An 11,786-nucleotide genomic window follows, 5' to 3' on the forward strand; every position below is an offset into this window, starting at 1 on the left:
TACAGATATGCCGCAGGTTCTTCGTTTTATCTTGCGTTAATATCAAGCAATCCAGCGGCAACGGCAGGTGCCAGGCCAGGTGCGAGTGGAATACGCGGAATAACCAGGCAGTGCAGCAAGTGGTAGATATCCTGCTTACCATCCCAGACTTTGGTCGTCACTTTGTTTTCCGCATCTAACTCCTGCCACCAGGAGCCATTCTCGTAGTCCATCAGGTAAGTAATGCAGTAATCCCACCATTTCTGGTACCAGGTTTCATACTGCCTGTCGCCCGTTACCACCCATAAGGCATAGGCCGTACCCATCGCTTCCACTATGGGCCAACGCACACGTTCACGGACAATAGGTTTGCCTTCCCAGTCCACGGTATAAACAATGCCGTCAGCGCCATCTGGTGCCCAGGCGTCACGTATTGTCGCGTTGAACAACCCTTTGGCATCTTCCAGCAACCAGGCTGGGGGTTGCTCACTGCGGGCTTCAAGGGCGGCATGGATGTGCAGCATCAGGCGCCCCCACTCAATCCAGTGGCCCGGTGTGCCACCATAGGCGCGGAAGCGGTGAGCAGGGTTATCTTTGTTGTAATCGCGCAGGGGTTTCCAGTTAACATCGAAGTGTTCGTTTACCCGGTATTCATTATTTCTGGCAACATCATGAATAATGACTGAGGCTACCCGGATAGCGCGGTCCAGCCATTTTTTATCATGAGTGACATCGTAAACAATCAGGAAGGCTTCCACCGCGTGCATGTTGGCATTACCGCCGCGGTAGTCTTCTGTTTTAGTGAAGGCTTCGTCCCAGGACTCCAGGCACATTTGCTCTTCTTCACTCCAGAAGTATTTTTCAATCACGTCGATGGTGTAATTGAGCAGCTCACGAGCTTGTGGGTGCCCGGTAGTCACCGCACTGGCCGCGCCAAGTAAGGCAAAAAAGTGCTGATACCCTTGTTTTGATGCATCAATAACGCCTTCATCATTTACACAGGCATACCAGCCACCGTATTTTTTATCACGCAAAGCGCCGTTCATCGCTTTGATGCCATGGTCTACCAGCGCATATGCCCCTGGCCGCCCCATTGATGCAGCCACAGAGTAAACATGGAGCATACGCGCCGTGATCCACAGGTGGGTACCTTTATCTTCCTTGATTTGCCCCTGGTTACCGAGCCAGCCAAATCCTGTCGGCACCGCAGACTTTTTGCCAAAATCGAAGATACGGTCCGTTTCTTGCTCCAGCCAGCGGTTGTGGCTCAGGGTATTAAACCATTTCATTCTTTTTCCCTCACATTAATGGCGTTTCGCCATCATTTCATCGACGATTTCACCCAAACGTTGCAATTTGGGTACAGAGATATCACGCAGCATCAGTTCGGTATCCGGCAGGCCAATTACCGACGACCACACGGCCCGCCCGGCCAGGAAGCCAGAGGCCCCCGCCGTCATCGCCACGCGTACCGCACGCGGGAACAATTTTTCGTCCACCCCGGAAGAGAGGATCACCCACGGCATATTGATGTGTTCATTCAGGCGGAGTGATGCATCCAGCAGTGCCTGCTGTGACCCTTTGCCATACAACGGCATTTCAACTTTGTAGAGGTCTGCCCCGCTATCACCGAGCTCTTTGGCGGCATCAATAATGGCCTGCTCACGGTTGAAGTTGTCGCCGCAACGTGGCGGGCGTACCACCGGTTCAATAATGCTTACCAGCCCATTGCTGTGGCACAATTCATTGAATGTTCTGACCATTTCCAGGCGCTGTTGCGCGTCTTCATCGCTGCGCCAGAGCACCAGCAGTTTTAACGCTTTGGCGCCATCACGTTTCACGGCTTGCGGGTTAACGGATTTGTCGATTTCCACGCTATCGACCGGCATACCGTTGCCGGGAATAAAGGCATCTGCCGCCACAATCGTGGCGCAGCTTTTGGCAACCGCCTGCTGTTCAACCACCTGGCGGTAGCAAAATTGCTGGTCGACCAGAATGGCCGAGGCATATGGCGACAGGATCTTCGCCGCGTTCACTTTAAAATTTGTCAGTACGCTGTCTTCCACAGGGGAAGGCACGCCTGCCGCCGCGAACATTAAGCGCATTGCCTCGCGCTGGTCTACTGCCAGCATGGCAAAGCCGCCTGACGGGCGAGTAATATCTTTAAGGGTGAAACTCTTCATGCCATTTTCCTTTACTGTATTTAAGCCATTACATTTTCTGTTTCATCGCCAGCCCGGCGCTGTTACGTACCTGTTCCAGCAGGGCTGTCCAGTCCTCACGGCCGCGCCCGGCGGCTCGAGCCTGGTTATAAACTTCGCGGGAAGCAGCACCGAGCGGCATCGGGACATGCAACTGGTTGGCTACATCCAGTGCGATGCCTAAATCTTTGTGGGCCAGGTCAATCATAAAAGCGGGGGAAATATCGCCTTTGAGTACTTTGTTCGGCCAGGTAGTGGTGAAATGGCCTTTGCCCGCTGGTGTGCCGTTCATTACCTTCAGTGCCACATCGAACGAAAGGCCCAGAGCTTCGCACAATACAGCCGCTTCAGCAGACAGCGCATTCAGCGCTATGCTCATGTAATTGTTGATAAGCTTTACGCGGATCCCCATTCCCGGGCCGCCTGCGGGAATTAACTCGTTGCCCATCGCCATTAATACCGGCGTGGCGCGTTCAATTTGTGCTGATGTACCACCAGCCAGTAGCAGTAAAGTCCCGGCCACAGCGTGGTCTGAAGTACGCCCTACGGGCACATCCATCATGCTGAAACCTCTTTCGCTCATAGCGGCAATCAACTGGTCGGTTTGCAGTGGGTGAATGGTGGACATATCAATCACCAGTGCTTGTGGAGACAGGCTCTGGCACACACCTTGTTCACCAAACAACACATGGCGAACCAGGTCACCGTTTGGCAGCATGGTGATAACAAATTCGGCTCCTTCCGTTGCCGCCGCTGGGCTGGTAGCGGCCTGCGCACCTTTTTCCACCAGGCGCGCAATGGCTCCCTGGTTGATATCAAACACATGGAGCTTGTGCCCTTGCTTTAACAGGTTGCCCGCCATGGGCGACCCCATCTGCCCGAGTCCAATAAATGCGATAACCGCCATAACACTCTCCCAAGACATTTCTGTCACTTTTTGTCATTCGTGATTGGTCATTTCTGTCTGTTTGTGATCTTATTTGTAATTTTTGGTCAAAAAATTGACAGTCATCACTTTTTAAACATTTCGTGAAATTAAAATGTTGGTATCTGAAAACAGCTAAGGAATGACCATGATTCGCATTGCTTGTGTCGGCATTACCGTGATGGACCGGATTTATTACGTGGCGGGTTTACCAACTGAAGGCGGTAAATATGTAGCGAAGCACTACACTGAAGTGGGTGGTGGCCCGGCAGCAACCGCCGCAGTAGCCGCAGCAAAGCTCGGGGCTCAGGTCGATTTTATTGGCCGCACGGGTGATGATGACACCGGGAACAGCCTGCTGGCGGAGCTTGAGTCTTTTGGTATCAACACCCGCTATACCCGGCGTTACAGCGCAGCAAAGTCCTCGCAGTCTGCCATTCTGGTGGATGCTCAGGGCGAGCGCATTATTGTCAATTATCCCAGTCCGGACCTGCTGCCAGATGCCACCTGGCTCAGGGAGATAGATTTTTCCCAATGGGATCTTGTGCTGGCCGATGTTCGCTGGCATGAAGGTGCCAGGCAGGCTTTCTCACTGGCGCGCCAGGCGGGTGTGATGACACTGCTGGATGGCGACACCACGCCGCAGGATATCAGTGAGCTCGTCACGCTGAGCGACCATGCGGTATTTTCTGAACCCGGCCTTGCAAAGCTAACAGGCATCACAGACCCACACCAGGCACTTAAAAAATCGCAAACGCTCACAAACGGACATGTATATGTCACCCGTGGCGCAAGGGGCTGCGAATGGCTCGCGAATAACCAGTTACAGAAGCAGCCTGGTTTTTCAGTAGATGTGGTTGATACCACTGGTGCAGGCGATGTATTTCATGGTGCTCTGGCATTCAGCCTGGCATCCGGGCTCGCGCAACCAGAGGCGGTGCGCTTTGCCAGTGGCGTGGCAGCACTGAAATGCACCCGGCCAGGAGGGCGCGCGGGTATTCCGGATTATGATCAAACATGTTCTTTTTTGTCACTTGCTGTATAAAATGACAGAACTATGGTTTTTCGAGGACATTTCATGAGTCTTACTGAACTGACCGGTAACCCGCGACACGATCAGTTGCTGATGCTGATTGGTGAACGGGGTTATATGAATATTGACGAGCTGGCAGGCTTGCTGGATGTTTCCACGCAAACCGTGCGCCGTGATATTCGTAAACTCAGTGAGCAAGGGCTGCTTACTCGCCACCACGGCGGTGCGGGCAGAGCGTCCAGTGTGGTAAATACCGCGTTCGAGCAACGTGAAGTCTCCTGGACGGAAGAAAAAAAAGCCATCGCGCAAGCGGTGGCTGATTATATTCCTGACGGGTCTACCATATTTATCACCATTGGCACTACGGTTGAACAGGTTGCCCGCGCACTGTTAAACCATAACCACCTGCGTATTATCACCAACAGCCTGCGTGTCGCGCATATTCTGTACAACAACCCACGCTTCGAAGTCATGGTGCCTGGCGGTACATTGCGCGCCCACAACAGCGGTATTATCGGCCCTTCAGCCAGTGCATTTGTGGCTGACTTCCGGGCGGATTATCTGGTAACCAGTGTGGGAGCTATTGAAAGCGATGGGGCGTTACTGGAATTTGATGTGAATGAAGCCAGTGTTGTCAAAAGTATGATGGCGCATTCAAGGCAAATCCTGCTTGCCGCGGACCACACCAAATACCATGCGTCTGCTGCGGTGGAAATAGGCAATGTCGCTCAGGTAACAGCCCTGTTCACTGATGAATTGCCCGGCCCGGCACTGCAAAATTTATTGCAGGCACAGCAAATAGAAATTGTTCAGGTTACGCCTGATCAGGATGACAACCCGGACGCATAAGTAACACTTCATACTTATGCAATCAGGTCTGTCAGGTATGAACTCAGTGTCGCCCCGCAGGGCGGCACGTTACTCTTCACGCGCCAAAATAGCCGCCAGATGCTGCTCAAGGTGATTACGCTGCAAATAAGCCGTTAATTCACGCTCCCAGTTCTTGCCATCGCCCAGTATTGCTCGGCTGTGAGTGGGGGCGTACAGGTAACGGGTGTCGTACAGGTTAAGCAGTGACTGGTTCATGGCGTCGATATTGGCACCGGTTTTCTTACATTTTTCTTGCTGAATTGCCAGTGAGCGCAGCACCCGCTCGCGAGCCTGTTCATCGGGTTCCCAGCGCTGTTCACCCAATTCACTGAGCACCAGAAACTGTGGCTGAATACCTTCCGCAATGGCCGCCTGCAGGCGGTCATGTCCGTCGAGGATAACAAATGAAGCCAGGCCAGCAATAAACCACACCAACACGGGCGGCAGTGCCCCTTCCCGGCTTTTTTTACGCCACCATTTCACTCGCCCGCTGTGCAAATCTACCGGGTAGCGCGCCAGCAACAGGTGCCCGCCCCACCACCAGTCAACAAACCGGACAATCTCCGGGCTTTGCAGGTCAGGGAAATCTTCACTGTACAGCGCCCAGGGCACTGAAATATTGGCGCTGCTGGCAGGTGTTGTGAACCGCCATTGCCCGAATGGCACCGTTTGGTTGAGTGCATAAGGTGCCTGTGGTTTCACTGCTTCCATTGGGCGTAATAACCAGCGGCGTGGTGGCAACAACGGCGTGGGCGCTTCCATAAGCTGCCGGGCAAAATAGCGGCACCAGCCGCTCAGCCACTGGCTCTCTCCTGCGCGTTTCGCGCGCTCCACATCGGCAGAAGTAATGGCAGGCAACAACAACTCCTGCGCAGGATGTTCAGCATTAAACACCAGCCAGACGCCGCAGTGGTCTTTCAGCATGGTTGCCCAGAACAGGGTTTGACTATTGATTTGTAGCGCCATGCGGCCGTTGTGCCCGCTGAGCATCTCCATCGCCGGGCCGCACCCTTTACGAACCTGCAATTCCAGCCCCTGCCAACGGCCTTTCTGGTCAAGAAGATCCTTTCACCAGTAATCTGTCATCACCTTCTCCTTTTGCGTTGGGGAATTCTGAGCCGGGAGAAAATACCATAAAGCGAAACGTGGGTTCTCCCCCGTAAATTGGCAGGCGAAACATCAGCAGCCGTAATTACCCGGTGTTGTACAGCAAAAAGCCTGCGCACTGGCAGGCTTGAGTTGAAACAACTGGCTGTGGGTTACCAGCTTTTCAATCGAATTGTATGCATAAGCTGTTCTCCAGATAATGGCTATTTCCCCTTTGCCAGAAAGCAAGGAATATACAAATTCTCTTTTGCTAATAAACGGCGCAGTTCTGCTAACAGGTGAATATACTTACAACACCATATTCAGCATTAAAATAAATACCAGCCCAGAGATTGAAACCAGTGTAGACATGAGTGTCCAGGATAATAATGTTTCTTTGGTTGTCAGGCCGAAGAAATCTTTAATCATCCAGAAACTGGCATCATTCACATGCGAACAAATACAAGAACCCGCACCGGTTGCCAGTGTAATGAGCGCTAAATTGGTGTGGCTGTAGCTTGCCAGTAACGGAATCACCAGGCCAGAAGTTGAGATAGCGGCAACTGTAGCGGAGCCCAGGCAAATACGCAAAAATGCAGCCACACACCATGCCATAATGATGGGGTTAATATTCACACCTGAAACCAGAGTTGAAATATAAGTGCCAACACCGGAATCAATCAGCACCTGTTTAAATGCCCCACCGCCGCCAATAATCAGCAACAACCCGGCAATACCGGCAATCGCCTGGCCACATGAGCCCATCAGTTGGTTGATATTTTTGCCCCGGCTCAGTCCCATGGTGTAGATGGCAACCAGTAAAGAAACCAGCATGGCGATAGTCGAGTTACCGAAAAACAACACAACATTGTAGAAAATACCGGCATCGCCCGATGCTTTGAGGTGCATCATTTCAATTATCGTCACCACCGCCATTAAAATAACTGGCAACATGGCGGTGAAAAAGCTGATGCCAAAGCCCGGCATTTCTTCTTCTGTGAAGTGGTGTGTGGCACCCAGTGAAGCCAGGTTGCCTTCTTTGCGGAACGCTTCCGGGATCAGTTGCCTGCACACTTTATTCATCAATGGGCCGCACAAAATAAGCGAAGGGACCCCTACTGCAATGCCATACAACAGCACTTTACCTACATCTGCACCGTATTCACGGGCAATCACCGTCGGGCCGGGGTGTGGCGGCAGAAAACCATGGGCAATTAATAACCCTGCCAGCATAGGTACACACATAGTCATTGGCGAAATTTTGGCTTCCCTGGCGATGGCAAACAGTATTGGCACCAGCAAAATCAGGCCGACTTCGAAAAATAAAGCAATGCCCACAATAAATGCAGAGCAAACTACTGCCCAGTCGAGCTTTTTGGCACCAAAATAGTTTAATAAGGTTAATGCAATACGCTGAGCACCACCGGCATCGGCTAATAACCGCCCCAGCATAACACCAAAGCCAAAAATAAGACCGATATGCCCCAGAGTGCCTCCAAGCCCGGATTCAATAGTGGAGACAACTTTATTTAACCCCATCCCACTGGCTATTGCGACTCCAATAGAAACCAGTATTAATGAGATAAATGTATTTAATTTAACTTTAATTGTCAGCAACAGTAGTACAGCAATACCTACTGCTATGATTAACAGTGGCATAATATCCTCACATGTCAGGTAAGATGTTAGTGGCCAAAGGCCACTCAGATTGATGGAAAAGAAGGAAAAAGCGTGGTTTTTCCTTCTTTTTAGTTAGTAGCCGAAAATCAATGAATTGATTTTCCAGGTTTTTTATTGGGTGACAACCTCTCGTTCTATGCGGACATGAGGTTTATCATCAGACCCAGTGGCCACTATTATTTATTCATATATTCTTTTAATGCTGTGGTGATTTTATCAACGTCATAAACGCACCCACGCCATGTTCCGCCACTGACCGCCTGTAATGCGGCCCACAAACGCGTGTCATCCGGTAATTCCGGGTCTGGGCCTAATCCGGGGTGAACCGGGCGCGCATTCAACACACGGGCAGCCTCTTCAGGCGTGGCACACAATTTCTGTGCGTTTTCCCCAAGGAAATTCACTTCTCCCTGTAAATTGCGGCAATCAATCTTTATTTCCACAATATCACCGGTGCGCAGCTTGCCTACCGGCCCGCCAGCCAGTGCTTCAGGGCCAACATGCCCAATGCAGGCACCCGTTGAAACCCCGGAGAAACGGGCATCGGTAATCAGTGATACCTGTTTGCCATAGGAAAGGTGTTTCAGAGCACTGGTCACCTGATAGGTTTCTTCCATGCCCGTGCCAGATGGCCCGGTACCAATGATAACCAGAATATCGCCTGCTTTTACCTGCTCATGCTTGATGTCATAAACTGCGGCTTTTTCACTGAGGTACACTTTTACGGCGCCTTTATGGTAATACAGGCCGTTTTCATCAATCACGCTGGTATCAATGGCGGTTGATTTAATCACGGAGCCTTCTGGCGCAATATTCCCTACCGGGAATGTGATGGTGGATGTTAACCCACGCAGGCGTGCCTGCTCTGGCGACATAATGACGTCATCCGGCTCGACCTGTTCCTGCTCGCGCAGAATCGCTTTGAATTTACTGCGCCGCTCTGAGTGTTCCCACCAGTCAAGGTTCTCCTTCAGGGTATGGCCGGTTACTGTCATGACATCTTCATGGAGTAACCCCAGTTCCCGCAAATAGAGCATTACTTCCGGCGCACCGCCCGCCATAAATGCGCGCACCGTGGGGTGATAAACTGGCCCATTGGGTAACACACTGACCAGCCGTGGCACCTGGCGGTTAATACGGATCCAGTCATCCACATCCGGAATTCGGCAACCGGCCTGGTGGGCAATCGCCGGAATGTGCAGCAGCAGATTTGTCGAGCCGCCAAACGCCGCATGAACCATCATGGCATTTTCAATTGCTTTATCTGTCAGGATATCTTTAGTGGTGATACCCAGGCGTATCAGGTTCAGCGCCGCAGCAGCCGAGGCCCGGGCAATCTCTGACCATACAGGTTCGCCAGAAGGTGCCAGTGCCGAATGAGGCAGAGCCAGCCCCAAGCCTTCTGCCACCACCTGCGAAGTGCCTGCGGTACCCAAAAACTGGCAGCCACCACCAGAAGAGGCACAGGCTGAACACCCCAGGCGGCGGGCACTTTGCAGGGTCAGTTCACCATTGGCAAACCGGGTGCCAATAGTTTGCACTTTTCCGTTATCTTCGCCATTCAGCGCAGGCAGCGTTGCACCACCCGGCACCAGCACCGTGGCTTTATTATGCTGTGAAGCCAGCGCCATCATAGTTGCCGGTAACCCCTTATCGCAGGAAGCAACCCCGATAATGGCTTTTGCATTGGGCAAAGAGCGAATTAACCGGCGCATCACCATTGAGGCGTCGTTGCGGTACGGCAGTGAATCAAACATACCTGTTGTGCCCTGCGTCCGCCCGTCGCACGGGTCAGAAACATAGACGGCATAAGGTAATGTGTGCTGGCTTTTAAGTTCCTGTGCTGCTGCCCGGAGTTGAATGTCCAGCTCGTAGTGCCCCTGGTGCAATGCCAGCGCCACCGGTTTGCCCTGAGGCTCACGCAGCCCACCCAGCGTGCTGAGTAACAGCACGCTGTCCTGGTCCAGTTCTTGTGGAGCCCAGCCCATCCCGGCATTCATGGTCATGCCAAAAATATCACCACTCGGACGGTTAATGAGCATGTCGGCAGTGAGCGGTAATTCCCCCTCAGGGCCTTTAGCATGTGTTCTTACCTGGTAAATCGTATTATTTTGCGGATACAGTTCAGTAAATAACATACAGCCACCTTATTGTTTTAACAGCCCCTGAGCCGCCAGTAGTTCACGCACTTGCTGTTTTGCTGTTTCCGTTGCTTCCATTACCGGCGGGCGGCACCAGGTGTTGACTGGCAGGCCCACGCACTGCATTGCATACTTAATTAATGAAATAAACGGTGTTTCCAGTGCATACAGGCCAGGTAATTGCATGAGTTTTTTATTCAGCGTAACAGCCTGGGCATATTCACCTTTGCAAAATGCATCATAAATGCCTACAGATAATTCGGGTGCGAAATTTGCACTGGCGGAAATTGCGCCATCGCCACCTAGTAGCAAGGTATTAAATAAGTGGTCGTCATAACCGCAGAATACAGAAAAATCGGGCCGAACTTCTTTTACGGTATTTATCATGCTGCGCAAGTGGCCAACGCTGTCGATGGTGTCTTTAATGCCAACAATATTGCTGTTTTGCAGTACCAGTTTTTTGACCATTTGCGGTGACAAATCCTGTCCGGTTAAATCCGGGAAGTTATAGATAATAACTGGTAAAGAAACACTGCGGGCAATTGCACTGTAGTACAACTCAATATTTCGTTGCGCCACTTTCCAGTAGAACGGGTTGATGACAACCACCCCGTCAGCCCCGATTTTTTCTGCATGCTGAGCCAGAGCGATGGCTTCTTCCATTGATGTTGAACCCACGCCAATTAACACGGGCACCCGCCGCTCTACCGCACTCACCGCAGCCTGAGCAAACGCCATCCGCTGCCCGGTGCTCATTTGGCTGAATTCGCCACCAGTGCCGAGGTAAAACAGGCCATCCACACCCCGGGTTATCAGAAAATCCGCCACCCGCTTAATTGCCTCATGGTCGATATTGCCTTCAGCATCAAAGGTGGTAGAAACCGGAGGTATAATGCCTTTAAACTTTGTAATCATAAACACTTCCCTTATTACTAAAACGCGGTTGTTTTTTAAAACCGAGCCCTTCAGATATTTGTTCTGAACATTGTTTCAACAGTGATAAGTAATGCTCTTTTTTCTTTCCCGAGAAAATAAATGGATTACCGGATAACGAAATCACGTAATTTACCCGGTGGTACAAATCAAATATCGGCATACTCAAACAAACTGCGCCATATGCAGATTCTTCATTATCAATTGCCCAGCCACGGGAGCGCGTTTTCTGCAGTTCGCTAATAAATGCTTTCTTATCAGTAATGGTGTTTTCGGTATATTTTGCCAGCGCCAGCGTTCCCATAAAGTAGTCAATTTCTTCTTTGGACTTCCATGCCAGCAAGGCCTTACCCAGAGCAGTAACATGTAATTCCAGTTTTTTGCCGATCCAGCTTTTACGAGTGGGAGCTGTGCCCGGGGTTTCCACTTTATCTAAATAAATGGCGTACCCATTCTCAATGGTTCCCAGATGGCAAATCAGCCCGCTTTGCGCAGATAACGCCTGCATGGGCCGTTTGGTCACTTCGAAAATATTTTTTCTGTGTAACGCCTGGCAACCCAGTTCATAATTTTTAATCCCCAGGGTGTATTGCCCCTGGCTGTTTTTAACCAGAAACCCGCACTCCACCATGGTATTCAGTAAATTCAGCAGGCTGCTTTTTGGGTACTGAAACTCCCGGAGCAATTCCATAAACCCCACGGCACCGATATAGGCGATGTAGGTCAGAATTTTTTCTGCACGGATTAATGATGTACACCCGGTCCTGCTCATTGGCGGCTCCTTCTGGTTGAAAGTGAGTCTATCGGCATCAATTGCAGCAAAATACTGCCAGTTCAGCATGCTGAACCAACCACCAGGCGTAATGTGAGCAAGCCCAAAGAAAAGGAATTACAGCAAAGAAAATACCGGGGAAAAGCAAGAAAACCGCCATCAGAGC

10 protein-coding genes are annotated in these 11,786 nt (G+C 51.3%); 2 read left to right on the forward strand and 8 right to left on the reverse strand.

Going from position 1 to position 11,786, the window contains the following annotated elements; genetic code table 11:
- Nucleotides 1-26: 26 nt before the first annotated feature.
- The 3 genes from yihS to yihU are packed head-to-tail and all read right to left on the reverse strand — an operon-like array spanning nt 27 to nt 3,087.
- Nucleotides 27-1,268: a sulfoquinovose isomerase gene (gene yihS / locus MPHASIOC01_RS10870; protein ID WP_353614597.1), complete on the reverse strand. Its 1,242-nt coding sequence runs from the start codon at nt 1,266-1,268 to the stop codon at nt 27-29.
- A gap of 15 nt (nt 1,269-1,283) precedes the next feature.
- The gene (gene yihT, locus MPHASIOC01_RS10875) at nt 1,284-2,162 is read right to left on the reverse strand and encodes a sulfofructosephosphate aldolase (protein WP_353614598.1); all 879 of its coding nucleotides are present in this window, start codon (nt 2,160-2,162) and stop codon (nt 1,284-1,286) included.
- A 28-nt stretch (nt 2,163-2,190) separates the two neighbouring features.
- Nucleotides 2,191-3,087 carry a sulfolactaldehyde 3-reductase gene (yihU, locus tag MPHASIOC01_RS10880; RefSeq protein WP_353614599.1) on the reverse strand — a complete coding sequence of 299 codons (897 nt, stop codon included), beginning with the start codon at nt 3,085-3,087 and terminating at the stop codon, nt 2,191-2,193.
- Nucleotides 3,088-3,253: 166 nt separating this feature from the next.
- Between yihU and MPHASIOC01_RS10885 the strand changes: the two genes are divergently transcribed.
- Nucleotides 3,254-4,150, forward strand: a complete 897-nt coding sequence (locus MPHASIOC01_RS10885; RefSeq protein ID WP_353614600.1) for a sugar kinase — start codon at nt 3,254-3,256, stop codon at nt 4,148-4,150.
- A gap of 33 nt (nt 4,151-4,183) precedes the next feature.
- Entirely contained in the window at nt 4,184-4,987 is an 804-nt protein-coding gene (locus MPHASIOC01_RS10890; protein WP_353614601.1) for a DeoR/GlpR family DNA-binding transcription regulator, read from the forward strand.
- Nucleotides 4,988-5,056: 69 nt separating this feature from the next.
- On the opposite strand, the gene MPHASIOC01_RS10895 is transcribed toward MPHASIOC01_RS10890, so the two are convergent.
- From MPHASIOC01_RS10895 to MPHASIOC01_RS10915, 5 genes are all read right to left on the reverse strand, one after another.
- The gene (locus tag MPHASIOC01_RS10895; protein ID WP_353614930.1) at nt 5,057-6,040 is read right to left on the reverse strand and encodes a hypothetical protein; all 984 of its coding nucleotides are present in this window, start codon (nt 6,038-6,040) and stop codon (nt 5,057-5,059) included.
- A 363-nt stretch (nt 6,041-6,403) separates the two neighbouring features.
- Nucleotides 6,404-7,753 carry a GntP family permease gene (locus MPHASIOC01_RS10900; protein WP_064594571.1) on the reverse strand — a complete coding sequence of 450 codons (1,350 nt, stop codon included), beginning with the start codon at nt 7,751-7,753 and terminating at the stop codon, nt 6,404-6,406.
- 197 nt (nt 7,754-7,950) lie between these two features.
- Entirely contained in the window at nt 7,951-9,912 is a 1,962-nt protein-coding gene (locus MPHASIOC01_RS10905) for a YjhG/YagF family D-xylonate dehydratase (RefSeq protein WP_064594573.1), read from the reverse strand.
- Between the two features lie 9 nt (nt 9,913-9,921).
- Nucleotides 9,922-10,830 carry a 4-hydroxy-tetrahydrodipicolinate synthase gene (dapA, locus tag MPHASIOC01_RS10910; protein WP_064594575.1) on the reverse strand — a complete coding sequence of 303 codons (909 nt, stop codon included), beginning with the start codon at nt 10,828-10,830 and terminating at the stop codon, nt 9,922-9,924.
- A complete protein-coding gene (locus MPHASIOC01_RS10915; RefSeq protein WP_064595505.1) occupies nt 10,814-11,620 on the reverse strand; it encodes an IclR family transcriptional regulator in 807 nt (268 codons plus the stop codon). Before MPHASIOC01_RS10915 ends, dapA begins: the two co-directional genes overlap by 17 nt.
- Between the last annotated feature and the right edge of the window lie 166 nt (nt 11,621-11,786).

The sequence above is a fragment of the Mangrovibacter phragmitis genome, assembly GCF_040429585.1.
Taxonomy (GTDB): domain Bacteria; phylum Pseudomonadota; class Gammaproteobacteria; order Enterobacterales; family Enterobacteriaceae; genus Mangrovibacter; species Mangrovibacter phragmitis.

What these genes read in the sequence shown, in the direction of transcription:
- yihS (WP_353614597.1), bottom strand. Translation starts at nt 1,268, where the DNA reads ATGAAATGGTTTAATACCCTGAGCCACAACCGCTGGCTGGAGCAAGAA.
- yihT (WP_353614598.1), bottom strand. Translation starts at nt 2,162, where the DNA reads ATGAAGAGTTTCACCCTTAAAGATATTACTCGCCCGTCAGGCGGCTTT.
- yihU (WP_353614599.1), bottom strand. Translation starts at nt 3,087, where the DNA reads ATGGCGGTTATCGCATTTATTGGACTCGGGCAGATGGGGTCGCCCATG.
- MPHASIOC01_RS10885 (WP_353614600.1), top strand. Translation starts at nt 3,254, where the DNA reads ATGATTCGCATTGCTTGTGTCGGCATTACCGTGATGGACCGGATTTAT.
- MPHASIOC01_RS10890 (WP_353614601.1), top strand. Translation starts at nt 4,184, where the DNA reads ATGAGTCTTACTGAACTGACCGGTAACCCGCGACACGATCAGTTGCTG.
- MPHASIOC01_RS10900 (WP_064594571.1), bottom strand. Translation starts at nt 7,753, where the DNA reads ATGCCACTGTTAATCATAGCAGTAGGTATTGCTGTACTACTGTTGCTG.
- MPHASIOC01_RS10905 (WP_064594573.1), bottom strand. Translation starts at nt 9,912, where the DNA reads ATGTTATTTACTGAACTGTATCCGCAAAATAATACGATTTACCAGGTA.
- dapA (WP_064594575.1), bottom strand. Translation starts at nt 10,830, where the DNA reads ATGATTACAAAGTTTAAAGGCATTATACCTCCGGTTTCTACCACCTTT.
- MPHASIOC01_RS10915 (WP_064595505.1), bottom strand. Translation starts at nt 11,620, where the DNA reads ATGAGCAGGACCGGGTGTACATCATTAATCCGTGCAGAAAAAATTCTG.